Origin of the sequence: Streptomyces sp. NPDC005820, assembly GCF_040630255.1 — a bacterium.
GTDB lineage: Bacteria > Actinomycetota > Actinomycetes > Streptomycetales > Streptomycetaceae > Streptomyces.
This window is the reverse complement of record NZ_JBEXXE010000069.1, coordinates 13,826-39,249: the sequence shown is the minus strand read 5'-3', so window position 1 is coordinate 39,249 and position 25,424 is coordinate 13,826. Positions and strand designations below refer to the sequence as shown.

Annotated in this window: 20 protein-coding genes and 1 pseudogene; 9 read left to right on the top strand and 12 right to left on the bottom strand. The window is 70.3% G+C overall.

What is annotated here, in order from left to right; all coding sequences use genetic code 11:
* Positions 1-124: 124 nt before the first annotated feature.
* The gene (locus ABZ464_RS47985) at positions 125-3,007 is read left to right on the top strand and encodes a hypothetical protein (protein ID WP_359288497.1); all 2,883 of its coding nucleotides are present in this window, start codon (positions 125-127) and stop codon (positions 3,005-3,007) included.
* Positions 3,007-4,710: a hypothetical protein gene (locus ABZ464_RS47980; protein WP_359288495.1), complete on the top strand. Its 1,704-nt coding sequence runs from the start codon at positions 3,007-3,009 to the stop codon at positions 4,708-4,710. The genes ABZ464_RS47985 and ABZ464_RS47980 overlap by 1 nt, the downstream gene beginning before the upstream one ends.
* A gap of 370 nt (positions 4,711-5,080) precedes the next feature.
* On the opposite strand, the gene ABZ464_RS47975 is transcribed toward ABZ464_RS47980, so the two are convergent.
* The 3 genes from ABZ464_RS47975 to ABZ464_RS47965 form a co-directional block, all read right to left on the bottom strand.
* Entirely contained in the window at positions 5,081-5,278 is a 198-nt protein-coding gene (locus ABZ464_RS47975) for a hypothetical protein (RefSeq protein ID WP_359288493.1), read from the bottom strand.
* A 98-nt stretch (positions 5,279-5,376) separates the two neighbouring features.
* Positions 5,377-5,877 carry a hypothetical protein gene (locus tag ABZ464_RS47970; protein WP_359288491.1) on the bottom strand — a complete coding sequence of 167 codons (501 nt, stop codon included), beginning with the start codon at positions 5,875-5,877 and terminating at the stop codon, positions 5,377-5,379.
* Positions 5,874-8,096: a hypothetical protein gene (locus ABZ464_RS47965; RefSeq protein WP_359288489.1), complete on the bottom strand. Its 2,223-nt coding sequence runs from the start codon at positions 8,094-8,096 to the stop codon at positions 5,874-5,876. Before ABZ464_RS47965 ends, ABZ464_RS47970 begins: the two co-directional genes overlap by 4 nt.
* A gap of 23 nt (positions 8,097-8,119) precedes the next feature.
* On the opposite strand from ABZ464_RS47965, the gene ABZ464_RS47960 reads away from it, so the two are divergent.
* The 4 genes from ABZ464_RS47960 (at position 8,120) to ABZ464_RS47945 (ending at position 10,307) form a co-directional block, all read left to right on the top strand.
* Positions 8,120-8,485, top strand: a complete 366-nt coding sequence (locus tag ABZ464_RS47960; protein ID WP_359288487.1) for a hypothetical protein — start codon at positions 8,120-8,122, stop codon at positions 8,483-8,485.
* A 110-nt stretch (positions 8,486-8,595) separates the two neighbouring features.
* Positions 8,596-8,781 carry a hypothetical protein gene (locus ABZ464_RS47955; protein WP_359288485.1) on the top strand — a complete coding sequence of 62 codons (186 nt, stop codon included), beginning with the start codon at positions 8,596-8,598 and terminating at the stop codon, positions 8,779-8,781.
* A gap of 58 nt (positions 8,782-8,839) precedes the next feature.
* Positions 8,840-9,634 (top strand): maleylpyruvate isomerase N-terminal domain-containing protein, encoded by a 795-nt coding sequence (locus tag ABZ464_RS47950; RefSeq protein WP_359288483.1) that lies wholly within the window; start codon positions 8,840-8,842, stop codon positions 9,632-9,634.
* Between the two features lie 283 nt (positions 9,635-9,917).
* The gene (locus ABZ464_RS47945; RefSeq protein ID WP_359288481.1) at positions 9,918-10,307 is read left to right on the top strand and encodes a limonene-1,2-epoxide hydrolase family protein; all 390 of its coding nucleotides are present in this window, start codon (positions 9,918-9,920) and stop codon (positions 10,305-10,307) included.
* Between the two features lie 360 nt (positions 10,308-10,667).
* Here the strand turns inward: ABZ464_RS47945 and ABZ464_RS47940 are convergent, their stop codons facing one another.
* The 3 genes from ABZ464_RS47940 to ABZ464_RS47930 form a co-directional block, all read right to left on the bottom strand.
* Positions 10,668-12,746: a hypothetical protein gene (locus ABZ464_RS47940; protein WP_359288479.1), complete on the bottom strand. Its 2,079-nt coding sequence runs from the start codon at positions 12,744-12,746 to the stop codon at positions 10,668-10,670.
* A 482-nt stretch (positions 12,747-13,228) separates the two neighbouring features.
* Positions 13,229-13,567: a helix-turn-helix transcriptional regulator gene (locus ABZ464_RS47935; RefSeq protein WP_359288477.1), complete on the bottom strand. Its 339-nt coding sequence runs from the start codon at positions 13,565-13,567 to the stop codon at positions 13,229-13,231.
* Complete coding sequence (locus tag ABZ464_RS47930; protein ID WP_359288475.1) at positions 13,564-14,622, bottom strand: tyrosine-type recombinase/integrase; 1,059 nt, start codon at positions 14,620-14,622, stop codon at positions 13,564-13,566. The genes ABZ464_RS47935 and ABZ464_RS47930 overlap by 4 nt, the downstream gene beginning before the upstream one ends.
* 1,063 nt (positions 14,623-15,685) lie before the next feature.
* Here ABZ464_RS47930 and ABZ464_RS47925 point away from each other — a divergent pair.
* Positions 15,686-17,833, top strand: coding sequence for an MMPL family transporter (locus ABZ464_RS47925; RefSeq protein ID WP_359288473.1), 2,148 nt, complete (start codon positions 15,686-15,688; stop codon positions 17,831-17,833).
* 233 nt (positions 17,834-18,066) lie between these two features.
* Here the strand turns inward: ABZ464_RS47925 and ABZ464_RS47920 are convergent, their stop codons facing one another.
* The 4 genes from ABZ464_RS47920 to ABZ464_RS47905 all read right to left on the bottom strand — a co-directional run bounded on the left by ABZ464_RS47920 (position 18,067) and on the right by ABZ464_RS47905 (position 21,897).
* Positions 18,067-18,948, bottom strand: coding sequence for an NADP-dependent oxidoreductase (locus ABZ464_RS47920; RefSeq protein WP_359288471.1), 882 nt, complete (start codon positions 18,946-18,948; stop codon positions 18,067-18,069).
* Between the two features lie 148 nt (positions 18,949-19,096).
* Positions 19,097-19,492 (bottom strand): MerR family transcriptional regulator, encoded by a 396-nt coding sequence (locus ABZ464_RS47915; protein WP_359288506.1) that lies wholly within the window; start codon positions 19,490-19,492, stop codon positions 19,097-19,099.
* A 264-nt stretch (positions 19,493-19,756) separates the two neighbouring features.
* Positions 19,757-21,208 (bottom strand): HAMP domain-containing sensor histidine kinase, encoded by a 1,452-nt coding sequence (locus tag ABZ464_RS47910; RefSeq protein ID WP_359288469.1) that lies wholly within the window; start codon positions 21,206-21,208, stop codon positions 19,757-19,759.
* Entirely contained in the window at positions 21,205-21,897 is a 693-nt protein-coding gene (locus tag ABZ464_RS47905) for a response regulator transcription factor (RefSeq protein WP_359288467.1), read from the bottom strand. The genes ABZ464_RS47910 and ABZ464_RS47905 overlap by 4 nt, the downstream gene beginning before the upstream one ends.
* Before the next feature lie 179 nt (positions 21,898-22,076).
* On the opposite strand from ABZ464_RS47905, the pseudogene ABZ464_RS47900 reads away from it, so the two are divergent.
* Positions 22,077-22,901, top strand: a pseudogene (locus ABZ464_RS47900) (zeta toxin family protein); the annotation flags it as partial.
* Here ABZ464_RS47900 and ABZ464_RS47895 read toward each other — a convergent pair.
* Entirely contained in the window at positions 22,865-23,143 is a 279-nt protein-coding gene (locus ABZ464_RS47895) for a hypothetical protein (protein WP_359288465.1), read from the bottom strand. The pseudogene ABZ464_RS47900 and the gene ABZ464_RS47895 sit on opposite strands and share 37 nt — an antisense overlap.
* A 260-nt stretch (positions 23,144-23,403) precedes the next feature.
* On the opposite strand from ABZ464_RS47895, the gene ABZ464_RS47890 reads away from it, so the two are divergent.
* Positions 23,404-24,540 carry a lytic polysaccharide monooxygenase auxiliary activity family 9 protein gene (locus ABZ464_RS47890; RefSeq protein WP_359288463.1) on the top strand — a complete coding sequence of 379 codons (1,137 nt, stop codon included), beginning with the start codon at positions 23,404-23,406 and terminating at the stop codon, positions 24,538-24,540.
* Between the two features lie 134 nt (positions 24,541-24,674).
* On the opposite strand, the gene ABZ464_RS47885 is transcribed toward ABZ464_RS47890, so the two are convergent.
* A complete protein-coding gene (locus tag ABZ464_RS47885) occupies positions 24,675-24,992 on the bottom strand; it encodes a hypothetical protein (protein WP_359288461.1) in 318 nt (105 codons plus the stop codon).
* Between the last annotated feature and the right edge of the window lie 432 nt (positions 24,993-25,424).

Sequence of the window (25,424 nt, the reverse complement as noted above, 5' to 3'; positions counted from 1 at the left end):
TCGCAGCCAGGACGTCCTCGATCCCCTCCGGTCTCCCCATACCAGAACAACGAGCCCCACAGCTGGAAGCCACGACTTGTTTCCCGGCAGGCCCTTAGCGCCCTGGCGAGGCCTTGAGCGGGGTGTGACGCAGTCCCTCCTCGACGATCTCGGTGACGGGCCCCGGCGGGCACGCGCGCTGCGGCTGACGTTCGGGGACCTCGCCCACGACTTCAGCGGCCCGCTGATCCAGCGCGAGCCGCTGTCGGAGACGGAGCCGCTGGTCTTCAACTATCTGGCCTGGCTGCGTACCGCCTCTCCGGCGGCGCTGCGTGACCAGAGCGCGCCGCCGGTCGGGCGGCCGCTCGACGCACTGCTCTATCTGATGCTCCGTCACGCCCTGTTGCGCGCGTACGACACCGCGGCGCTCGATCTGCTCACCTGGCGCGGTCTCGCCGTCGCCCACGACAGGTTCGAGGCGGAGCTGGTCGACGTGGTCCCGCCCGGCAGGATCCCGGACCGGACGGCCTGGACACGGTTCGAGCAGCGCGTGCCCGGTGTGACCGGGGACCGTACCCTCGGCGTCTTTCTGGCCGACCCACGCGCCGCCCGGTCGGCGGGCGCGCCCGAGGTGCGCCGGGCACTGGCTCCGCTGGCCCGGCTGCGGGCGGATCTGCGGATCCTGGAGCAACTGCCCAGCGCCGAACTCGAACGGCTCTTCACCGAGGCCCTGGACCACTGCTCGCACCGGCTCGATCCGTGGATCACGTCGCTGTGCACCCAGCGACTGGAGCGGATGCGGCAGACACAGCCGCTGGGCGTCCATGTCGGAGCCTATGGCTGGGTGGAGAACCTGCGGCCCGATCCCGTGCCGGAGCTGGTGCCGGTCAGGGTCGGCGCGGCGGGCGAGCCCGACCGGGCGCGCCCGGACCTCGGCGGCCATGTGTACGCGCCGTCGATGCTGCACGGCGCCACCGCGGCGGTGCTGCGCAGCGCCCGGCTCACCCGAGGCGGTGAGGAGGCGTACGCAGTGGATCTCTCGTCCCGGCGGGTGCGGGAGGCGCTCGCGCTGATCGACGGGGTGCGTGCGGACCAGCCGCTGGGTGCCGGGCTCGGGTACCGCTTCGAGCGCGGGCTCCACGAGGGCCATCCCGGGGTGGAGCTCGACCGGTTCATCGACGATCTGCGGGCGCTCTATCCCCTGGTCGCGAACAAGACGCAGGACAGCGGGGAGCCCGCGGAGTCGGTGGCCGCCCGCAATGTCGTCGACGGCCTGCGGCTGCGCGCCGCCTGGCGCGCCGGGACCATCCCGTGGGGCAGCGCGGGGCTCACCCCGACTGCGCCGCAACGCGCCGCGATCGAAGCGGAGTTGAGGCGCCTCGACGACGCCGTGGATGCGGTCGCCGATCTGCTGCTCGCCGAGTCGGTCCATCAGGTGCTGCGAGGCAGTCCGGCCGCGGCGGGCGCGACGCTCGACAGTCTCGCCAAGGGCCACCGGCCGCCCGAGCCGGAGGTGGCCACGCTGCCGCGCGGCGGCGGGGTGCTGCACCAGCGCCTCGCGCTGGTCGTCTCCGGGGCGACGCTGCCGCCGGAGTGGGCGGCGCTCGGTGCGACGCCCCGTGCGCGGGCCGCGCCCGAGCTCAATGCATGGCTCGGCCGGCTCCTCGGTCCTCCGGCGCGGCTGGGGTGCGTTGCGACGGCCGAGGGCGGGGCGCCGCGCACGGTCACGGCGGCGGACCTCGTGCTCGCGCCGGTCGATCTGCTGCTCCACGCCGCCGCGCTCCAGGCGGGTGCCGCGACGGCCGAACTGGACCGCCGGATCGCCTGGGAGGTGACCGGGGCGGCCGGGCCGGACACCGCCGTCACCATCGACTACACGGACCCGGGCGGAGCGGACCTCACCCTCGCCGAAGGCCTTGAGCTGCTGTCGGAGGTGGCGCGGACGCTGGGCTTCGCGCGGCCGCTGGCACCGGCCGACCTCGTCGCCCCCGAGCAGGAGGCGGCCCTGGGCACGGCCGATGTGATGGCCGGTGAGCTCGACGGGCGCGCCGACGCGGCGGAGACTGCGCTCGACGCGGCCGCCCAGGCGCTCGACGCCGCCCTCGCGGTCGTACGCGCCGCACCGGAGGGCACCGATCCCGACCTGTCCGCGCTGCGCGCGGCGCTGGTCGGCGCGACCGCGTTCGGTGTCCCGGACGCCTTCCCGCCCTCCCGTCACGACGAGGGACCGGCCGAGCGTGAGGCGCTGTCGGCGCTCGGCGAGGCGGCCGTGGCCGAGCTCGGCCGGCGGATCGCCGCCCGCTCCGGCGCGGCGGACGCGGCGCAGCGGCTGCGGGCGGTGTTCGGACGCGCGCTGCCGGTCCTGCCCCGGTTCCGGCCTGCCACGCCGGGGGCTCTCGCCGTCGCGCTGACCGCCGAGCCCGGTCTGGGCGCCGACCCGGGCGGGGCGGTGGAGGGCTGGCTCGCGGGCGTGCTGCGGGTCCGTGAGCCGCTGGACGCCTGGCGGCAGGTCGTCGCCTACACCCGGGCGACCGGCGCGGGCATGGACCGCCCGCGCATCGTCCAGTTCCCGCCACAGGATGGCGCGCCGTGGGCGGCGCTCGACCACCCGGCCGGGGTGCCGCACCGCTCCGGGCTGACCTCGCTCGCGCTGTTCGGCGACGTACCCGCGGCGGACGAGCCGTGGAGCGGGCTGCTGCTGGACACCTGGCCTGAGATCCTGCCGAACCGAGAGGAGGAGGCAGGGGTGGTGTTCCACCACGACGCGCCGGGCGCCCAGGCCCCCCACTGCGTACTGCTCGCCGTCCCGCCGACGGAGGCCGACCACTGGAGCTACGGCGACCTGGAGGTGACCCTTCTCGAAACGCTGGAGCTGGCCCGCGCGCGGGCGGTCGATCTATCGGATCTCGGCCGCCACGGCCAGCTCTTCCCGGCCGCGTATCTCGCCTCGAACGTCAAGAACGCCACGATCGCCACCTCGTTCGGCGGTCTGCTGACCGGCCGGCCCACCATCCTGCGGGAGGACTGATGCCGAGCGTGACCTACTGGAACCGGGTCGAGCCGACCCCGCGCTCCGACAGCCTCGTCCGGGGCCTCGAAGCACCGGTGCGCGACCCGCTGTGGTTCCTGGCCCGCCAGTGGCAGCTGGGCGAATTCCGGGGGGAGGACGCGGCCTCGCCCGCGTATGTCACCCTCGCCACGAGCACGGCGGGGTTCGAGGGCTGGCGCAGCGGCCCGGGGGCGTTCGCGCCGCTGGACGGCAGCGCGCCGCTGGAGGCGCTGGTGCAGACCGAACAGGCCACACCGGACTGGCGCACGGCGGTCGAGCTCGGCCACGCCCTCGTCCGCGAACTGGCCGGACACGGCGCGGACCCGGCCGTGGCCGCGGCCGTACGCACCACGTTCCCCGTGCCGCGCCCCGAGGAGCTGGGCGAGGACGACCGGGCGGACGTCGCCCTCACACGCTTCCTGCGGGTGTGCGGCGGGCGGGCCGTCGACGGGATCGCGGCGCGCGCGGCGGCGGCGGCCGCCGCGCCCGGGGTGCCGGCCGAGCTGGTGCTTCCTCTGGGCCAGGATCCGGGGCCCATCGCCGATGCGTGCGGAGCGTTCCTGGCCTGGGCGGACCGGGCGTACGGCGCGCTCGGCCGGGCCGACGCTCCCGCCTGGCGGCCGGACCGGCTCGACTACGACGTGGAGGTCCTTGCCGCCACACCCGCTGGCGGGCGGGACCGGCTGACCGCCCACACCGGCCCGAACGGCGAGTACGACTGGTACGGCTTCGACGTGGCCGGCGCCGATGCGGCGGCGCCGCCGCCCGCCGTGACCACCGTGCACAGCAGCCTGTTCCCGACCCGGGTGAGCTTCGCGGGCATGCCGCACAGCCGCTGGTGGCAGTTCGAGGACGCGCGCTTCAACTGGGCCGATCTCGACGCCGACCGGCGCGAACTGGCCAAGACACTCGTCCTGGACTTCATGCTGGCGCAGGGCGACGACTGGTTCGTCGTCCCGTTCGGCCAGCCCGTCGGCTCGCTGCTGCGTATCGACCAGCTCCTCGTACGGGACGTGTTCGACGAATGGACGCTGGTGGGCCGGGCCGACGCCGACGAGGACGGCTGGACGATGTTCTCCACGACCGACGCCTTGGGGGGCACGGCCGACTACTTCGTGCTGCCGCCCTCCGCCCTGCGGGCCACCGTGGACGGCCCGGTGATCGAAGAGGTGCGGTTCCTCCGCGACGAGCAGGCAAACATGGTCTGGGCCGTGGAGGCCACGACGGAGAACGGCGTCGGCCGCCCGTGGGATGGGTGTGAGCGCGCCCTGACGGTGACGGAGCGGCCGCCGCCCGACCCGCCGACCGAGGCTCCGCTGCGCTACCGCCTGCAGACCACGGTGCCGGTCAACTGGATTCCGTTCCTTCCCGTGCGAACCGACGCGGCCCTGCGCTCGGTCGCCCTCCAGCGCGCGGCGATGCAGCGTTTCACGGACGGCGCGCTGGAGAGTGTCCCGCCCGTCGGCCGCGTACTGACGCCCGATGGCCTTGCGGATCCCTCCGTCTACCGGGTCCGCGAGGAGGAGGTCGAGCGCTCCGGCACACGGCTCCTGCGAGCCGTGCGCCGTACGCGGTGGCTCGGCGGGCAGACGCACGTCTGGGTGTCGCGGCACCGCCGCGTCGGCTTCGGCGAGGGAGCCTCTGGACTGGCGTTCGACCGCGCTGAGGAGACCGGCGGCTAGGCCTCTAGGGGGTTGAGGAACTTCAGAGCGAGAACCGGCGCTTGCACTCTCCGTGACGATCTGCCGCAGAAAATGGCCCATTATCCGTGATGCGGTTACCGTGAGCTGCGATTCAGGGCCACTTCGGACGCCCGAAGCGGCCCCATTATCTGCGGCATCGGGCCCCGGAGGGCTTGGCGCACGTTTTGACATCGATGTTCCTCGACCCCCGGCGCCACGGTTCAAGAGATCACTCCGCGTCTGTCCAGTGGTAGCGATCCGGGCTTATGGGATAACCCGGTCGGCAGATCTCGCACATCACGACCTCCCGGCCCGCCCGTAGGGCGCGATCCACCTCTCGGGGAGTGTGGCACTCACGCTCATGTGCGATTCACGGCGTACTACTTCCTCGCGTACTGCCTTGCGGCGGCGGTACGCCTTCTGACGGCAGGCGGATGTCACACTGTTGGCAGGGCGGTGCAAAGTGCTCCTCGATCTTCCACTCACGGATCAGGGCCCACAGGTCCTCATCGATGACGATGGCGTTTCCACCGTCAGGGAACCAGCCGCCGAGCAGCTCGGTGTCCATCGGCAGACTGAGCTTTTGGGCCTGGCACACGGCTCCTGATTGCGCCACCCATGCGCTACTCCAGCTCTGTCCCAGGGCATGGGAGCAGCGGCGTCCGGTCAGGGCGAGGGACGGCCCTGGACCGGCAGTGCCGTGACGTTCTCCCCGGAATGCCGTAGCCGTTCGAGGAGACCGGCGATTTCCGCCTCTAGCTCGACGTTGCGCAAGGTCAGGACCTGGATCTGGTTGGCATACGTGCCAAGGGAGCCCTTCAGTTCGCGGACCTCGGCAGCATGCTCGCTGCGAAGCTCACGCTCTGCTTTCTTCAGCCGGGACACCTCCGCCCGCAGTTCCTCCGGTTCCGGGCGGCGGGTCTGCGGCACCTCCAGGATCTCCTTCACCGCGGGCGCCACCGGCGAGCGATAGTAGGAGGCGCGGGAGACTCCGGCCTCGGTACACAGATTGACGATCGTGATCTTGCCATCGGTGAGCTCGGGCAGTCCGTGCATCAGACGCTCGAACGCCTCCATCAGCGAGCGGTCGATGTCGGTGAGTACTCGGCCGCTCGACGAGAGACGGTCGAAGGTGCGCCGGATCCGTAGTCGTGTCTCGTCGTTCACGCCGGTCTCGTGCCTTCTGTACTGTCGTCGGTCTGGATGCTTTGGATCAGTTCGTCGAGTTCGGTGGCGTAGTCGGTCAGGGCGATCGCCTGCAGCCGGGGCAGTGCGTCGCGTTCCTTCCTGGGCAGGTCCAGGACCGACAGGGCCTGGTTCCGCGCGGTCGTCAACCGAGGCAAGTGCACGGCCGACCGGCGGGCGTTGGGGCAGTGGAGACACATGTTGTGCAGCGGCACCGGGCGGCCGAGGGCCTTGGCACGCTTGCGGCAGATGGCGGTGGCGGCCTGGTAGAAGCAGTCGTTCAGCACCCCGGGGTGCAGCGTCTTGGTCAGGTGCTGCAACATCGTCCGCAGCCGGGCGGGGGACGAGACGACACCGGGCAGGTCCCCGAGTTCACGGCGGATCCGCTCGAACTCCGCCGAGATCCGCTCGGCGGCCCCGCCGGAGGAGGCGCCGCCGTCGTTCCAGTCCCGGTAGATATCCTCAAGGTAGTCCAGTCGCGCGACCGCGTCGTTGGCCGCCACTTCCTCGGCGAAGCCGGACTCCGACGTACCCGCATACCCCTCGAACATGACTATTCGGGCATGTTGGTACTGTCGCGCGCCGGCGACAACACCGAAGGGCTGATGAGCGATGTGCCAGGCCAACGATCGCCGGAACTGCCGGGTGTCGAAACTCCAGGGAACCCCTGCCGGATCAGGTTCGCCCTCGGCAAGCCCGTGGGGTCCGTTCTGAACCTCGTCTCCGGGACTGCTTTCGGAGCCGGGAGTGTCTGGGGTGTCATAGTCCTCGACGCCGCTTGTGTCGTTGGGGATGAACAGTCCCGCTTCCGTGCTGAACAGTTCGTTGGCATGGTCGCGGAATCGCCCCAGCCGGTAGGGAACGGAGCTGAAGAGCTGATAGCCCGTGATGTCCGTGCCCCAGTAGCCGAAGAGATGGTCCGGATCGTCATGGAGGTCGAGGAGGACGTCGACGGCCTGGTGAACGATGTCCAAGACAACCCACTCGGCCTCGTCGCCGCTGATCTTGCGGTTCTTGTAGACCCGACCGCGCAGCTTGTAGCGAATCCGGCCGTCATCGCCGGTCTCGGTGAACGCACACTCGCGGCCCAGGAGGCGAACCTCGTCGTCGCGAAGTCCTGAGAGGTACGCGATCACTATCCAGCAGGCCGTGCGCAGGTGCTCGGTCTCCCGGTTCACACTCGTGGGATCCAGCCGCGGCCGCCACGGCCGGTCGGACTCCGGCCAGGGCGACATCGGTATGTCGAGGCCGCCTTCCTCAAACCCCAGCTCGGCCGCCGCCTGTGCAACGAGGTGGTCGATGCGGGTGCAGCCGCCGATCATCAGCTCGATCAGGGTGACGTTCGGCGACTGGACGACTCCGTCGACCACGGCAGCGCCGGGTCGCCGGGAAACCGCCTCCAGCGGCAAGGCTGGTAGGCCGCGCCCGGCCGCCCGGCGTTGCGCGACAAAGGAGGAGAACGCGGCTTCCTTCGCTCCCCTGCGGTAGGGCCGCCGACGTGCAGCCTCTTGGAGGGCCTGTATTTCGGCGCGGGCGGCGCGGATGTCGCGGCTGGCGATGGTGACGTAGAAGACTGCCGCGCGCAGCAGCGGGCCCATGATCTCTTCGGGGATGCGGTCTGTGCTGTTCTCGTCCGGTCTCGGCTCCTTGCCTACGACCGCGGCTGCTGTCCGGCCAGGCCACGGGTGGACGTCCAGTTTGTCGCTGTGGAGGAAGGAACGGTGGGCGGCGAGCTGCTTCATCGTGGTGACGAGCGACGCGGCGGTGGAGAGGGGCCCTTTCTTCCACTGGTCCAGCAACGCCGCCAGGTCTTCCCGGGTGACCGCGGAGAGCCGCGATATGCCGAGATCGCGCAGGTCGTGCATGGCGTTACGTACCCGGGCCAGTTCCTGCGCGGCCCAAGTGATCTTCATCGGCTTCACTGTGGAGACGCTCAAGTAGCTGGCGGGGACGCCCCGTCGGAACCGCGAGTAGAGGTACTCCTTCGCGGTGCGGATGGCAATGTCGTCCGCGAATCCCGAGAAGTGGCAGACGGCGTTCTTGCGGGCGGTCCGGGGAACGAAGGGGCGCAGGTCCCAGACCATGTCGCCGACGCGCGGCCCCCGGCCGGTCGCGAAGGTGGTGAGGTGCTTGGGCACGACGTACGCGTCGTCCGGGACCGGGGCCGCAGGACGAGCGCGGAGTTGAGGTGCGGTGGTCATGAGATGAGCTCCACAAACTGTGCGTGGCCGCCGACACCCTCGCCGACCCGGACGCCACGGACGCCGAGGTGGCGGCGACGGTCGAGGACCACGGGTTCAAGCCGATGTCCGACGGTCTGGAGAGCGACGACAAGGGACGGCTCTACGGCGGCGACCTGGAACACAACTCCATCTGGCGCCGGAACCCGGACGGCACCTACCGCACCCTCGCCCAGGGCACCGACCTCATCTGGGTCGACACCCTGTCCGTCGCCTCGGACCGGCACCTGTACGCCACCGCCAACCAGCTCAACCGGATGTCGCTCTTCCACGAGGGCGAGGACCTGCGCCGCAAGCCCTATCTCCTGGTCCGCCTGCCGATCGACGCCGGGCCGGTCAGGCTCGTGTGACCTCTCCGGCCCGCGTCAGCCGTTCATCACCCGTTCGATACTCAAAGGCCAAGTCCCGGGCTGGTCCGCCGACTTCGACGCCTGGGCCGCCGACACCCTCGCGCGGCGCTGTGGACGAACTCGCCGCGTTCCGGACGAGGGCGCCCGGTATGCCGTACGCCCATCCGACCGTCGAACACTACATCCCACTGTTCATCACCCTGGGCGCCGCCGCGCACCCCGACCGGTCGGTGCGGACCACCGTCGAGGGGTACACGGTCGGCTTCTCCAAGCGCTCGTTCCAGACCGCCGTGTGACACCGACAGCCGTGTGACGACAACACCAAATCAGATCGCCTTCATTGGGGAAAAGAACATGACCGAAACCGCAGACCGGATCATCGATGCCCTGCGCAGCGGGCACGACCACCTCGCCGCTGTGGTGCACAGACTCACCGCGGCCGATCTCACCCGCCCGTCCGGCGCGTCGGAGTGGGACGTCGCCCAGGTGCTCAGCCATCTGGGCAGCGGCGCCGAAATAGGCCTGGCCGCGCTGGAGGGCGCGACGGGCGGTACGGGTGCCCCCGACGGCGACTTCAACAAGTCGGTGTGGGCCCGCTGGGACGCAATGACCCGGGCCGAGCGCGCCGAAGGCCTCGTCACCGCCGACCAGGCGCTGGTCGAACGTTACGAGGGCCTCGACGCGGGGGCCCGCAGCGACCTCCGGATCGACCTCGGCTTCCTGCCCGCGCCGGTGGACGTCGCGACCGCGGCGGGGCTCCGGCTCAGTGAGCTCGCCCACCACTCGTGGGACGTCGAGGTGGCCTTCGACCCGTCGACGATGCTGACGTCCGCCGCGACCGGGCCGCTCCTCGACCAGGCCGGCATGATGCTGGGCTTCATCGGCAAGGCGGACGCCCTGGAGAACCGCCCCGTCGCCGTCGCGGTGCACACCACCGCACCCGAGCGCGCCTTCGGTCTCTCGGTCGGCCAGACGGTCGCGCTCACCGGCGAACCCGAGAACGCCGACGCCGTGCTGACGGCCCCCGCCGAGTGGTGGCTGCGACTCGTCGCCGGTCGGCACGCCCCCGCCCACACCCCGTCCTCCGTGACCCTCACCGGCGACACCGTCACCCTCGACGACCTGCGCAGGACTTTCCCCGGGTTCTGAGCCCGGCAGCGAGGCAACGGGCACGGGAACACGCCCTCGCCCGCGCGTTTCACTTGGAGTCGTGTCCGGAGCATGAACGGCACAGCGAAAGCCACAGATCAGCGCCCCCCACCCAGCCGGCGTGACGATAGAGATCGCCTCGGACCACACCTGGCGACGCTCGCCGACGTCGGGGCCATGACCGCGATCTGCCCTCGCCCACATACGGACGGATCGCAGGTCGACGGAACACCGCAAGAAACAGATCGAAGCTCCCTCTATCCCACACCACAGGAGACAAGCCATGTCCGCCACCCCGACCGAGATCGCTGAGACATTCATCGCGCACTGGAACGCCAATCGCGTCGAGGAGGCCCTGGCCATGCTCTCCGACGACGTGCTGTACGACAATGTGCCGTACCCGAACATCACAGGCCGCCACAACGTCCGCAAGTTCCATCTCGATTTCGGGATGGGGGCGGACTTCCGAGCCGACTGGAAGATCGTGAACATCGCGGCCGTCGGCAACGTCGTACTCAACGAGCGAGTCGATGACTTCCACCACTCCAGTGGCAGGGTGGTCTCGCTGCCGGTCATGGGAACGATCACTGTCGAAGACGGCATGATCACCGTCTGGCGCGACTACTTCGATCCGGCCGAAATGAAGCGGCAGCTCGCCGAGATCAAGCGCTAGGCATTCGCCCTGCAGTCCCGACTGCGCTGGGACTTCCGGTCGACACGCCGCCATCCGCTGATCGGCGATCATCAGCTGGCGGCCCTGGTCGGGCTCCCACCGGGCCGCGGCGGCACCGCGCAGGCGCTGTTCCCCACCGAGTTCCGGCACCCTCGCCTCGGCCTCCGACGACACCGCGCACAGCTGCCGCCGACGGAGATCACGCTGTCGGAGTGAGGGCTACGACCGAATTCTTTGACCAGCCCGAACGTGGCTCCCGCCGAGTTGGAATCCCGCGCAGGTGCGCCCACATTCCGGCGTCGGCGTCGCCACGAACGCAATCAGAGCCGATGGGCCTCGACGGAACCCGAACGCGTTTCGTCACCAGGGGCGGCCCATTTCGTCGATACCCCAAGGTTTGTTCGGCTCGCTGTCGCTGCTACGGACTCTGCTGATGTCGGCGGCGTACTCCGATCGTGCTCTGCCAACGGCGTCCGCCCATTGGGTGGCGGCTTTTATGCCGACGCCGAGGACTTGGCTGAGGACGGCAGGGGGCATCTGGGCGGCGAGGTCCATCAGGGCGCTGTTGCGGCCGCGTCGGGAGGGCAGGCCGTAGGCGGTCAGGCGGGAGCGGAGGTGGGCCGTGCCGCGCGGGCGTCCGGGGAAGAAACCAGGAAGGAGCCAGGGCTGGTCGGCCCGGCCAAGGCCGGGAGGGCCTTCGCGGTCTTCGGCCAGGGCGAGCAGGAGCCGGTCCAGCGGTGGGGGGACGTCGACAGGGTGGGTGCCGAGGGCCAGCCTGACGCGCTGCCCGGTCTGGATGACGTGGCGGGTGGTGAGGCGCGAGATCTTGGTGAGGGGCTGGCCGTAGAGGAGAACGAGCAGGCCGACGACGCGGTCGACGGTGTCGATGGTGTCGTCGTGAAGGAAACGGTGGGCCAGACGCCACCGTTCGTCGTCTGCCAGGGAGTGGCGCGGCTTGTCGCTGGGCATGGGCGGGAAGTCGACGGGGTGGCGGATGTGGCTGCGTTGGGCGGCCCAGCGGACGAAGCCGCGGGCCTTGTATCGCATCACGGTTCCGTCGGTGAGGTAGGCGTCGATGTCCTCCTGCGTGCAGACGGTAAGGGACGTGTCGGCGTGTCGCAGCCATTGCAGGAAGTGAACGGTCTGTGTGAGGCAGTAGCGAACGTTGGCTGCGGTGTGTGGCGACAGGGGATGGTCGTGCGAGTGCCGAGAGCGCAGTCGGCCCAGGTGATGCCAATGGGCGAAAGCATGAACGAGCTGCCGTTCGTGGGCGTCGGGGATGCTCTCCAGCAGGCTGGGCACCCAGCGCTCCAGCGCGGCCAGTTGCTCGTCGCGCGCGGGCAGCGCCTGTCCGGCTACCAGGACCATGCGCAGTAGATGGACGCCGTCTGCCGGGATGAGGTCGTCCAGCTTCTGGTGGGTGAGGGGGCCGCCGGTGTCGCGGACGCGGGCCAGGAGTGAGGCCCTCGCCGGCCGGTTCAGCCAGTCCATCACGGAGGAGGGCTTGCCGGAGGCCAGGGCGTGGAAGACCGGTTCCAGGCCGGGGAGCACGACGCCGTTGTCGTCACCGAGCAGTTCGCGCAGGCGAGCGGGTACGGCGCAGGCTTCGCACAGGCCGCGGCGGGGGATCGTGATGGTGCCGCACTGGGCGCACGGTTGTCGGCGAGTGGGGTCCTTGCTGTAACAGGAGTAGCACAGCGCCTCGCCAGTGGTCCGGCGGGTACTGACCCGCTTGTGTCTCCCGCACCGGTCGCACGGCTTGACGATGATGCGGCAGGAGCCGCACAAAGGCTCGCCGGAGTCCGTTCGGGTGGTGACGCGCCGGAGCTTGCCGCAGGCGCTGCATTCGTCTCGCTGCCGGCAACACTCGGGGCACTGGGGAGAGGTGGTCGTCGCGCGGTAGCAGGGTGTGGTCTTGCCGCAGGTCGAGCAGACGGCGGTGGGAAAGCGGGTGCAGATGAAGCAGACACCCGCCAGGGAGCCGGCCTGCCGGACCTCGGTGGTACGGCCGCAACGAACGCATGGTTCGTGGTTGGCCGGTTCACGGCTTCGGCAAGCGCGGCATAGCCAGCTCCCGTCGGGGCCCAGCCCGCCTCTACGGACCTCTCCGCAACGGGAGCAGGGTTGGACCCGCAGCCGTGAGGGGCAAGCGTGGCAGGAGCGCATGCCGTCATGAGTGGTTGTCAGCCGCACGTGGCGTCCGCACCAAGGGCAGGGCGGCATGACGATGTTCCGTGCCTGCCGGTCCTGGAGGTATTCGAGAAGCCTGATGAGCCGGGGCGAACCATGGGCGCCGTTGCCGGTCAGGAGGGACGGGTCCGCCTGGAGTTCATAGGCGAGCTTGCGGACCTGGAACGGCTTGGGGGCCGCGACCCGCAGGGCCTCGTCCAACACCTCCTCGTCCAGGCCCGTGTCCAGCCGGATCAGGTGGGCGTGCACCGCGGCCTGGTACCGGGCTGGATCATCGTCCCCCCGGGCACAGTCGGCGCACTGGCTGCGCCCGTGCCGATCCCGGCGGGCCACTGCACGCACGTTTCCACAGACGCTGCATTCCTCCCGGCGGGCAAACCGCTGGTGACCGCAGGTCCCGCAGATCCGTACCGTTCCCTCGACATAGGTCAGCGGCTTCTGCCTGCCGCAGCGTCCACACCGGGGCGGCACCACGCGGTTGGCGCCGGCCCGGAGGAGTGCGTGGATGAGGTCACCCACCAGCCGCGGGCCTTCCGGCCGACCGGAGGTCAGCAAGTCAGGAGCTTCCTGAAGGCTCCGGGCCAGTCGGCGGCGGCGCGTGCGATCCGGCGCCACCTCGCCCACCACTGCCGCCACGATCTCCAGCTCCAGGCGCGGCTCGGCGCACAGCACCGCTTCACGGATCACACCGTCCGGGTCTGCGGCGTACCGCGGCGACTCCTTGGCAGCCGTCACCCGTCACTGTCCCTGGTGATGCGGGCCCGCTTGGGCCTGAAGGCGCCAACTCCGCCCTCGCCCGCACCGCCAGCGACTGCACGTCGGCGGCCTGCGGAGGAGGCGGCCACGGGTTCGATGAGCTCCTCCATCCGGCAGCCCAGGATGTCCATCACCGCGATCAGCGTCTTCAGGCTGAGCCGCTCAGGCTTGTCCACCACCAGGCGGTAGACCTGGCTCGGCGAGAGGTCGATGCCGCGCTCGGCGAGCAGAGGCCGCAGATCGGTGGTCGAGAACAGCCCGCGGCTTGCCATCATGGTGCGCAGGTGCCACTGGTAGTCGAGCTTGGCAGTCATCGGGTCTCCTGGTCTGCCGCATAAGCACGGTCGAGGGCCTTGCGCATTATCGTGTTCATGAAGTCCCCGCTGACTCCGGTGTAGATGGCCGTGGTCGACGCGAACCGGTGCCCGACCTGCTCCTGTACGAACGCAGGGTCGGCACCGTCCTCTATCAGGTGCGTGACGTAGGAGTGCCGAAGGCAGTGCGGGGTGAGGTCCGTATCCAGCCCCAGCTCGTCCTGGTACTCCGCGAAGCGTTCCTCCATCTCACGCGGCTTGAGCCGGCCACCCCGCTCCGTCAGCCATACCGCGGACCCGTCGCTGCTCCGGTACCGCGGGCGGATATTGCCCAGGTGGTCCTGGACCGCCTCCACCGCCCAGGGCATGACGCTGAGCACCATCCGACGGCGAGGCCCAGAACCCCTGCTCGCCTTGCCGTAGCGGACCTGGAGCGAACCGAACCGCCCCAGCTCCGGCGCCTTGGGATTCCGGTAGAAGTCAGTCGTATCGAGCCGAGAGGTCTCGTTGCAGCGCAGCCCCCACCCGTAGATGACCTTGAACACGGTCGCATCCCGGTACGCCGCCAGTGCACCCTTGCGGCCCAGCCTGACCGCGCGATCAACCTGGTCATCGGCGTGATCCAGGAAGAGTTGAACTTCCTCCCGGGTCATCGGCCGCCGGCCCGGCCGTCCCTCGTAGTCCGTCAGATGGGCGACCGTGTTCCACTCATGGCACACCTGCACCGGATGAGTGCCGAAGCGGGCTTCGCACACCTCGGGCCACTGGTAGTACGGCGAGGTGATGTAGTCGCAGAACAGCTTCAGCGCGTCCTGATAGCTACGGATCGTCGATCTCGCCCGCTTCTCCTCGGCGACGAGATACGTCATCCATTCATCCACGTGGCCAGATGTCCAGGTCCATGAGTACTCGTTGATGCCTTCCATGAACCGGCGCACGATCCGCTGCCGTCCCAGGATCGTCTCCGTGGCCAAGCGGCGACCCCAGCCCTCCAGCATCGCCTCGAACACAGCGTCCTCGGGATGGAGCAGGGCAACGCCGTCGAGCAGCAGCATGCGAGCACGACTGCGGTCACCGCCATCGCCGACCACTGCCCCTCCGTTCAGCTGCCGCGTGAATCATGCATCACATGCACGAATCTCGGCAACCGGCCAGCTCGGAAGGGGAGTTCGGCGTTAGCATGCGCCCCCGACAGTTGCCCAGCCAGTAGGGCTACACCCGGAAGTCGGCTTGCATCCGGCGCATTTCCCCGGGGTTGAGCTTGTACGGCTTGGCCGCGACCTGCCCGTCCGGGGCGAGGTAGTACCCCTCGCCGATCCGGTTGTGGTCACGGTTTGAGACTGACCGTTGACCGCTTGCTCAGCCGCCGGGACGGCGGTCAGTTGCAGCAGGTGCAGCCGGGCTTGCAGCCGCAGGCGTCGGTCTCCGCGGCGGCGTCGGTGCTGGTGGTGGGCACGGGGCCGCAGCAGGCGTCTCCGCGCCAGGCTTCGCGGCCTTCACCAGCTGAACAGCACCTCCCGCACAGCGGGGGAACCTCACTGGAACAACCAGCGGGCCACCAGCGCCAGCGACATCCACGCGCTGGGCGTTCTGGCGTACGAACTCCTGGAGGGCGCCCCGCCCTTCACGGGACCGTACGAGCACGACCACCAGGATCAGCATCTGCACGGAGCCGTGCCGCCCCTCCCTCACTACAGCTCCGCCCCTGATCGTCGCGGCTACTCAACCGCGGGCTACGACACGTCACGCCTGGTCCGCCGGCTCGCATGTCAGCCGCCTCCCGGCGGCCGGACCTACACCAGAGGGTCAAGAGCGGCGTCCGCTCCGCACTTGACGCAGGCCGTGGCACTCCGGCGGCGCAGTGCACCTGCCCGAGTGCCTCTGACCGGGATGTACGGCGCGGTGATCTCCCACTCGGTATCCGAGGTGTCCGAGCTGTCCGACGGATAGCGGCGCGGACGATTCACCGCGACACACCCACCCACAGGACATCGATGATCAACATCACCATCCACAACGGACGCCGGTCACTTCACAGGCTCTAACGGTTGTCTCAGGTTCGCTCTTTAGGAAGTAGGCATCAGAGAAGCGATGCAACCCGTATGTAGGAGGCTAGTGATGGCAGTCAACGCAGCGCCGTCCGGGGAAGCGCCGGCCGGTCGGTTGGCAGGCCGGTGGGTGCCGTGGCTGGTGATGGGCTTATGGCTGGCGCTGGCGGTGTTCATGGTGCCGCTGAGCGGAAAGTTGAGTTCGGTCACCACCGACAGCGCCGCGGACACCCTGCCGGCCGGCGCCGAGTCCACCAAGGTCGCGGTACTGGAGGACAGTCTCCCCGACGGTGACGACAACACATTCGTCTTCGTGTACCACCGCGCCGGCGGCATGACCGACGCCGACCGCGCGACGGTCGAGCGCCACTACAACACCCTTGCCGAGCGGTACCCGCCGAAGGTGGCGGCCCCGGCCGGCGGCGACGAGGGCCCACCGACGAGCCCCTCCACCGACGGCAAGGCGATGATGTTCACCCTCGATGTGAGCACGACCTACGGCGCACCGGAGGACATCGTCGGCCCGTTGCGTGACGCCGCGAAGGACCGCCCCTCCGGCCTGGAACTCGACGTGACCGGCCCGGGCGCGATCGACGGCGACATGGATGCCGTCTTCGACGGCATCGACGTGCAGGTCCTCCTCACCACCATCGTCGTCGTCACGCTCCTGCTCATCCTCACCTACCGCAGCCCGGTGTTGTGGATCATCCCGCTGGTGGCCGTTGGCGCGGCCGCACTGACCTCGATGGGGACCGTCTACCTGCTCGTCAAGGGCTTCGGCATCGTGGTCAACGACCAGAACTCGGCGCTGCTGACGATCCTGGTATTCGGCGTCGGCACGGACTACGCGCTGTTGCTCATCGCTCGATATCGGGAGGCACTGCACCACCACGAGAACGTCCGGGTCGCGATGGTCCACGCGCTGCGCTCCGCGGCGCCGGCCGTCGTCGCGTCCGCGGCCACCGTGGTCGCCGGCCTGCTCTGCCTGCTCGTCGCGGACCTGAACAGCACCAGCGGGCTGGGCCCGATCGGTGCGGCCGGCATCCTGTGCGCGCTGGTGGCCATGCTGACGCTGTTCCCGGCGGTGCTCGTGGTGCTCGGCAGGCGCATCTTCTGGCCGGCCATCCCGCGGTTCAGCACGGCCGTGGAGGAGAAGCCGGGGCTGTGGGGACGGCTCGGCGCCGCCATCAGCCGCCGCCGGTGGGTGGCGACGCTCGGCTCGCTCGGAGTCCTCGGCGTGCTCGCCATCGGGCTGGCGGGCAACACCGGCGCCCTGCGGGAGCAGGACCAGTTCCTGTCCGCGCCGGAGTCGGTCACCGGCTTCACCGTTGTCCGCCAGCACTTCCCGGAGCTCGGCGGCCAGCCGATGACGGTCTTCACGCGGCCGGCGCACCAGGAGCGGGTGCTCGACATCGTCGAGGACACTCGCGGTGTGGCCCTGGCCATCCCGGAGCAGACCAGCGGTGGCTGGGCCGACATCTCCGTGTTCCCGAAGGACGCGCCGGACACCGTCGCAGAGTACGACACGATCAAGCGGGTGCGCGCCGCCGTGCACGCGGTGAGCGGGGCGGAGGCGATCGTCGGCGGGCCGAGTGCGGAGAACCTCGACACCGAGGTGACCACCAAGCGCGACGAGAAGCTGGTGATCCCGCTGGTGCTCGCCGTCGTCCTGATCGTCCTCGGGCTGCTGCTGCGCGCGATCGTGGCCCCGCTGGTCCTGATGGCCACGGTGATCGTCTCATTCGCCGCGGCCTTCGGCGGCAGCGTGTTCGTCTTCGACACGATCCTCGGGTTCAAGGGCGTCGACTATTCGGTGCCGCTGCTGGCATTCCTGTTCCTGGTGGCGCTCGGCGTCGACTACAACATCTTCCTGGCCAGCCGGGCCCGGGAGGAGACCGTGCGTCTCGGCACCGGAGAGGGCATGCTCAAAGCCCTCTCGGCCACCGGTGGCGTCATCACCTCGGCAGGCCTGGTCCTGGCGGCCACGTTCGCGGTCCTCGCCACACTTCCGCTGGTGATGCTGATCGAGGTCGGGTTCCTGGTCGCCTTCGGCGTGCTGCTCGACGCCCTGCTGGTGCGGTCGGTCCTGGTGCCTGCCCTCACCCTGCTGATCGGCCGGCGGATGTGGTGGCCGAGCCGGCTGTCCCGGCCGGCGGCGGAGCTGCCGGACGGTCAACAGTCGCTCGCCGACGACGAGGAGCCCGCGCTGCAACAGTGAGCGCGGCGGCACGGACGAGATCCGGGACGGGGACCCAGGCCCGTCCCGGATCTTTTCATGGGCCCGACGGTCGCCGCCCTTTGGTCCTGCGCCACGCGCCGGGGCTGGTGTCGGCGTACGCCTGAACGTGCTCAACCCCGTACAGGTGAACGTGCTCAGTTGATGATGCGCCGACCACGGGTTCCCGTCGGTCCGCACTGGACGGTCGACAGCGTCAGACGGCCGGGCACTCCTCATGCCACCTTGATGACAACCTTGCCCGAGGTGTGACCGTTCTCGACGGTGGCGAGGGCGGCCGGGGCGTCGGAGAGCGGATGGACCGCGGTGATGACGGGTGCGAGGAGTCCGTCGAGGGCCAGCCGGGCCGACCGCTCCAGGTTCTCGCGGTCGAGGCGACGCTCGATGAAACGCCCACCGAGATCGGGCACAGACATATCACCCACTGCGATGACGTTGCGGGGAGCCTGGGCCAGCGGAGCGACCGTCCGCAGCGAGGTGCCTCCGACCAGGTCGACGATCCCGTCGAAGCCGTCCGGAACCAGTTCGCGTGCCGCGGCGGCGACGTCCTCGGCCGTGTAATCGATGAACCGCACTCCGATGGCCTCGGCGTGCTCGCGTTTGGCGGTACTTCCGGTACCGATCACACGCAGCTCGCGCCCGATGGCCAGCCGTGCGACGGCGAGGCCGACCCCGCCCCCGACCCCGTTGACCAGGACCGTGGCACCGGCCGGGAGGCCGAGCTGGTCGAGCACGTCCACCGCGGTCGTCCCGGCCACTGGCAGCGTTGCCGCCACGGCCGCGGACAGGCCCTCCGGGATGCGCGCGGTGTTCGGCGCGGACAGCACCGTCGTCTCGGCATAGGTGCCGCCACCCGTGAGCGCGAAGCCGAAGACCGCGTCACCCACCTCGAGCCCCTCGACGTCCTCGCCCCGGGCGAGAACCGTTCCGGCTGCCTCCATGCCCAGCACGCGGGGAAACGGACGCCCGCCGTCGAGCCCGTCGACCAGACCCGAGCGCAGAAGGTGGTCGAGGGGATTCACGCCGGCGACGTCGACCCGGATCAGCACCTCGCCGCGACCGGGGACGGGATCGGGACGATCGAAGAACTCCTGCACCTCAGACCCGCCATACCTGCCGAAACCCCACGCCTGCCCCATCTTCCGCCGCCTCTCGTACAACCGACCCGGTGATTCCGGGCGTTGTCGCCATCCTCACCTCTGACATTGATGTAAGGGGCAACCGACTGAGACGCAGATCACAGCATCAGGCCGACTGCGCCACCGGTTCCGGGGCCGTGGACAGCTCCGCCCGGTGCCGACTGTTGGCCCTGATCAGCACGTCGAGTGCATCCCGGGTCTCGATCAGGTGCGCGATGTCGGCGTCGATCCGGTCGCGCTCGCGCATCATCGCCGTGAACGTGTCCTCGGCGACGCCCAGGTCACCCGGGACGTCCACACACGGCAGCACAGTCGCGATCACCCGGCTGGACATACCCGCGTCGAACAGCTGTCGGATGAGCGACACGCGCTGGACCGCGGCATCGGAATAGTGACGCTGCCCCGCTTCGGAGCGTGAGCTGGTCAGCAGGCCCTGCTCTTCGTAGTACCGCAGTGAGCGTGGACTCACGCCCGTGCGCTTGGACAACTCGCCTATCCGCATCCCCGAGAGCCTACGCCCGCCTGCTCCCAGTTCAGACAGCCGGCAAGCCATGAAGTCACGGACGCTCGCGGGCACTTCCACGGCCGCAAGGTTGTCGTCCCGGTCTCACGACCGAGCACGTTCGTCTGTACACGCCTGAGCACTTTTCTCAGTACGCCGACAGCCGGGGTCGGCGCATCGCGGTGTCCTGCCCCGACGGTGAGCCGCGCGGGGCCGTGCCCGAGGGCCGCCGTCCCTTGTCCTGCGCCGCGCCGCCGGGGCGGGTCAGCGCACCTCGGTGTCCTCCCCGGCGGTGAGCCGCGCGATCGGGGCGGGCGGGGCCGCGGCCGGAAGGTCGACCCGAAGCAGCGCGCCACCGCGTGCGGAGCGGGCGACGGTGGCCCGGCCGCCGTGGGCGTCGACGACCCGCTGCACGATCGACAGCCCCAGACCGGATCCCGGCAACGCCCGGGCGCTGTCGGCACGGTAGAACCGGTCGAACACGCGCGGTACGTCGGCGGCGTCGATGCCCGGCCCGGCGTCGTCGACCTCGAGCACCGCCGACGCGCCCTCGGCACCAAGCCGGACCTGGACCGGCTGGTTTGCGGGGGACCACTTGCCGGCGTTGTCGATGAGGTTGAGCACCGCCCGCTGGAGCGCAGCGGGACGCCCGCTCACCCACACGGAGGTCACGTCGAGCGCGACCTCGATGTCGGGCACGCGGGAACGCGCCCGGGCCGCGGCGGCCACCACCACGTCGGCGAGGTCGAGCAGCTCGGTGTTCTCGTCGCTGACGTCACCGCGCGCCAGGTCGGTCAGCTCGGCGGCAAGGGTGCTCAACTCGGCCACCTGGGCGCCGAGATCGTTGAGCAGCCGGGTCCGGCTCTCCGCCGGCAGTGCGCTGTCCAGGGTGCCGCGCCGATCGAGCCGGATCAGCAGCTCGACGTTGAGGCGCAGGCTGGTGAGCGGGGTCTTGAGCTCGTGGGCGGCGTCCTCGGCGAGCAGCCGCTGGGCCCGCCGGGAGTCCCGGAGCGCGGCGAGCATGTCGTTGATCGACCGGATCAGCCGCCGGATCTCCCCACCGCCCTCATCCGGGATGTCGGCGTCGAGATCCCGGGTGTGCGCGACACGTACCGCGGCGGCGGTCAGCCGGTCGATCGGTGCCAGCCCGGTCCGCGCCACGGTCCGCCCGACAAGGGCGCCGCCGACCACGCAGAACAGCCCGATCAGCAGCATGCCGAACCCGAACCGGTTGACCGGGCTGTCGTCGGCGACGCGGGCCACCTGGACCGCGCCGTCGCCCGCCCGCAGCGTGTAGATGAGGTAGCCGTCGTCGTCGCTGTCGTTCGACTCCATCAGGTCGGCCGACGCGCCCTGCGCCACGCGCCCGGCGTGCTCGCTGACGGGGGGCAGCGCGGGTTGCCCGGCCGGCGTCCGGGTCGAGCCGTCGGGCAGGATGACCCGCACCAGCCGACCGGATCCGGGATACGGCGGTAGCTGGACCTGCGCCAGACCGGCGCGCTGCGCGTTCGTCGCCAGGACGCGGGAGTCGGCGCGCAGCTGATTCTCGGCGGTGTCCCGCAGCTCCCAGCCCAGTAGCTCGCTGGCCACCTGGAAGGCCACGAACACGCTGACCGCGATGGCCGCCGCCGCGATCACCGTCAGCCTGGCCCGCAGGGACCGCCGGCGCCACCATCGGGTCAGCCGGCGCGGTTCCCGGCCGGCGGGCCTGCTCACGGAGGAGTCTCCCGCAACGTGTATCCCAGGCCGCGCAGCGTGTAGACCAATCGCGGCTCACCCTCGGCCTCCATCTTGCGGCGCAGGTAACTCACGTACACCTGGAGGTTGTTGGCGGTGGCGCTCATGTCGAAGCCCCAGATCGCCTCGAACAGCGCGTCGCGGGTCAGGACCCGGGTCGCGTTGCGCATGAGGACCTGCAGGAGGGAGAACTCGGTCCGGGTCAGACGCAGCGGCCGCCCGCCCCGCCACGCCTCGAACCTGTCGGGATCGAGCCGGACATCGGCGAACGACAGGATCTGCGACTCCCCGTCGGTCGGCATGCGCCGGCGCAGCAGGGCCCGCACCCGGGCCAGCAACTCCTCGGTGGCGAACGGCTTGGGCAGGTAGTCGTCGGCGCCCGCGTCCAGCCCCGTGACCCGGTCGGAGACCTGGTCACGGGCGGTCAGCATCAGCACCGGCAGATCCCGACCCGCGGCCCGCAGCCGCCGGCAGGTCTCCAACCCGCCGAGGCGGGGCATCATCACGTCGAGGATCAGCAGATCCAGCGTGTCACCGCCGGCCCCACCGACCCCGTCGAGCACGGCGAGACCGTTGGCGACGGTGCTGGTGTCGTACCCCTCGACCTGGAGCACCCGCTCCAGCGACTCACGGATGGCCGCCTCATCATCCGCGATCATGATCCGCACGCCGGCCCGCCCCCCTCCAGTCGATGCTCTTGCCGCTCATCGTCCCCGCTCAACCTGAGGCCAGGATTAGCGCGTTACTGGGGACCGCGCTCCTAGCTTAAAACCTGGCGGGCTCGGGGGTCGGCGCCCGTGGATTCCGATGCGGGTGACACCCGTGGCGGCTTCGAGCCGCCCCGCGAGCCGTGTACGTCCTGGGGCAGCCCGGGGCGGGCAAGCTGGCGGCCGCCAGGATGGTCCGGCGTGCGATGCGGACCGGCACGACCCGGCTGGTCGGCGACGACTTCCAGGCCTCGCACCCCGACTACTTCCAGCTGCTGCGCGACGATCCCCGCAGCGCCGGGGCGGCGATCCGCACCGATTACCGTGCCTGGTTCTCCCGGGCCGACGAGTATGTACGCCGTCGCCGCGGCGACGTCCTTATCGAGGCCGCCCCCGGCAGCGTGGAGGAGTTCCTCAACAGCGCACTGCCCTTCGCGGCCGACGGCTATCCGGTGGAGCTCGTCGTCCTGGCCGTACGCGCAGCCGACAGCCGGCTCGCCACCGCACTGCGGTATGCCCGGGCACTGCAGATCGGCGGCACCGGCCGGTTCACGACGCACTCCGGGCACGGCACCTGCTTCCAGGCGCTTGCCGACATCGTCGCTGTCGCCGAGCGGCACCCGCAGATCGCGGCCGTCACCGTGATCCGCCGCGACGGGCAGGCCCTGCTGCGTCACGAGGCCGGCGGCCCCGGCCGGGCATCGTGGGCGCTCGCCGCGGAACGGCTACGCCCGTACACCGAGCAGGAGGCCCTGGCGTTCCTCCAGCTCTACCACGCGCTGCGCCGGGCGCTGCCCCGCCACCGCGGCGAACTGAACGACATCGCCGCGCTCGCCCGGCCCCTGATGCCGCCCCACACGCAGCCGGCGCGCATCGACCGGCCGCACCCGCCCGTGTGGCCCCTGCCCGTAGGGCGGCAGACCTCCGGCTACGACTCCTTGAGCTCCTTCAGCCGGGCCGCATAGACGGCGGCAATCTGGGCCGCCTCCTCCGGGTCGGCGGTCGCCAGCTGCGCCTGGTCAGCGAGCGCCGCCTCACGGCCGGCCTTCAACGTCTCGAGACGTTCATCGTCGGGCACCGTGGCACGGCGTGCCGCGACGATCTCGGCGTTGTACCAGCCCACCACCTCCCGCACGATGTCGTCCGCCTGCTGATCCTCGCCCCCGCCCAGGCCGGAGAAGTCGGGCTCATCTGGTGTACCGGACACGGCAACCTCCTTGAACGCTGATCACGTTGGGAAGGGGCCATTGTCCTTCGGGGCCCTCGTCGCTCTGCGGCGCCGCCCCGGTGCGGTGCCGTGCCCGGGCAGGCCCGAGGCGTGTGCGATGGGCCTTCTGCTGCCCGCCTGGGGCGTCACCCGTTGGGGCTAATCCGGATGGCTTCAGGGAGCCGGAAGTGAGGGACTGAAGAGCACCCTTCCGTCCTCTGCCAGCTCTTCGCTGCCCCGAAAGACCGAGGTGATTGCGGGTGACCCCCCACTCCAGCGCTCCCGTCAACGGCGACTACTACGACCCGAAGGACCTCACGGCCGCCCCGACCTACCGGAGCGACGGCTCCGAGGTCCTCCACGGCATCTCCCTGCGATGGACCACCGGAGGCAACTCCGGCGGCGACACCACCCCGCCGGACTGGGACGAAGGCCGGGCTCCGTACCCGCACGTGTACGAGGTGTGGCTCAACGGCCGGCCCGCCCAGACCCTCTATCTGGACTGGCCCGCCTGGTGGGGCGGCTGGAAGCTCGCCGCCAACCACTGGGTCACTCTGGGAACCGAGCCGGGCGACACCTACAAGGTCAGGATCCGGGCGCGCCGTGACGACGGCAGCTGGAGCCCGTTCTCCGAGGAGTGCACCGTGCCGGGCCGGGCCGACGACCCGTACCAGCCGATCCCGGTCGCGGTGCCCGACGACCGCAGCGGGGACCTCGCGCAGTCCAGGCACGGCAACATGGCCGACCCGCCGGGCCGCTCCGTGCTCACCCTGAAGTCCGGGGAGGGCGGCGGGAGGCACGCCTGCACGAGCGCCTTCTGCGACCAGGTGCGTGCGGCCTGCGCTCCGGACGCGTGGTGGGCGGAAGTCGTCCCCGGCAAGGAGCAGATGTGCGCGGACTACCCGTGGAACCGGCACGGCCACTACCTGGAGTACCGGAAGTTCAGCACCGGCGGCGACGGCAAGGTGGCCTCCGCGGGCAACCCCCGCTTCGCCGGCCTGGACCTCGTGGGTGACTGGCCCACCACCGCCCTCGACGCGGCCGCCCAGGACCTCACCTTCTCCTACGTCCACGATGCCAACCACACCGGGCCGACGTGGACGTACCAGTTCTTCGTCACCAGGGACGGCTGGAACGCCTCCGCCCCGCTGTCCTGGGCCGACCTGGAGCCGACCCCGTTCATGGTGGTCGTCCACGGCCGCGACCCCGAACAGGCATGGACCACGTCGGCGCTGGCCGGACGCAAGACCGGCCGCCACGCGATCGTGAACATCTGGGGCGGGCACGGCGGCATCTGCACCACCGGCAACCCGGAGAGGTGCTGCGACCACGTCGACCAGGAGCAGCAGATGACCGGCGAGTTCTTCGTGTCCGTCTCGGACGTCGCCTTCGAGTGATCCCGTGCAGAGGCTGCCGTGGCCCGGCTTCGTCCCCTGCCGGCGTCTCACGGCCAGCCCGACCACGGGGAGCGGTGAGGAGGGCCGGGGCGCCCTGGCCCTCCTCACCGGTTGTCAGGGGCGGTGCCGACGGATCACGGGACCACAAGCACCGACTGGGGACCGCCGTTGGCAACCGCCTGGCCGGGGGCCAGGGGTCTCACGAGGGTGGTGCAGGTCGCGGTGAAGTAGACGTTGACCGTCTTGTCCGTGTTGTTGGCAACCAGCTGTGCGTGGCCCCCGAAGGCGATGCATACGCCGTCCGGCGGGTTGACGATCAGGTGCTCCCCGGTGCTGTTGAACCACTGGATATTGCCCGTGGCTGCCTGTGCGCTGGTGGTCAGCCCGGTGGCCAGTACGGCCGCGGCGCCGGCCGCGACGCCGAGTCTGGACATGTGTGCGACTGAGATCATGAGGGTTCCCTTTTCTGTACGCGCCGGCCGTCTTCGGTCCAGCGCCCCCTAGGGAGTCCCCCGTCCGCAGGCGCGCCGCGAAACATTTCCGCATTCAGGCCCCAAATGATCCTATAGATCACGCAATCAGCTCTTAAGAACCCGTCTTTGAACCTGAGGTCGAGGTACTTGGGGTGCCGGTGAGAACCGTGTCACCGGCCGCATACGAGCGGTCAGGGCTTCGTGGCCGTGCTCTCCTCGGGCCGGTGGGGCATGGTCTGGGCTTGTCGAGGTGACCGTGCACCGTGGAGCGGGGCACACCGGAGATGTCAGCGATCTGCTGGACGATGGCACACCGCAGCAGTTGTGGATCTCGCTGGAGAGGCCGTTGTTATTACCGAGACCCAGGCCTTTGATTCGCGGTGATGCGCGAAGCCTGACGGCGTATGCTGA

Coding starts and splice junctions, on each gene's coding strand:
- ABZ464_RS47965 (WP_359288489.1), bottom strand. CDS start 8,096: ATGACCACCGCACCTCAACTCCGCGCTCGTCCTGCGGCCCCGGTCCCG.
- ABZ464_RS47980 (WP_359288495.1), top strand. CDS start 3,007: ATGCCGAGCGTGACCTACTGGAACCGGGTCGAGCCGACCCCGCGCTCC.
- ABZ464_RS47935 (WP_359288477.1), bottom strand. CDS start 13,567: ATGACTGCCAAGCTCGACTACCAGTGGCACCTGCGCACCATGATGGCA.
- ABZ464_RS47925 (WP_359288473.1), top strand. CDS start 15,686: ATGGCAGTCAACGCAGCGCCGTCCGGGGAAGCGCCGGCCGGTCGGTTG.
- ABZ464_RS47915 (WP_359288506.1), bottom strand. CDS start 19,492: ATGCGGATAGGCGAGTTGTCCAAGCGCACGGGCGTGAGTCCACGCTCA.
- ABZ464_RS47975 (WP_359288493.1), bottom strand. CDS start 5,278: ATGGACACCGAGCTGCTCGGCGGCTGGTTCCCTGACGGTGGAAACGCC.
- ABZ464_RS47945 (WP_359288481.1), top strand. CDS start 9,918: ATGTCCGCCACCCCGACCGAGATCGCTGAGACATTCATCGCGCACTGG.
- ABZ464_RS47930 (WP_359288475.1), bottom strand. CDS start 14,622: ATGCTGCTGCTCGACGGCGTTGCCCTGCTCCATCCCGAGGACGCTGTG.
- ABZ464_RS47950 (WP_359288483.1), top strand. CDS start 8,840: ATGACCGAAACCGCAGACCGGATCATCGATGCCCTGCGCAGCGGGCAC.
- ABZ464_RS47885 (WP_359288461.1), bottom strand. CDS start 24,992: ATGATCTCAGTCGCACACATGTCCAGACTCGGCGTCGCGGCCGGCGCC.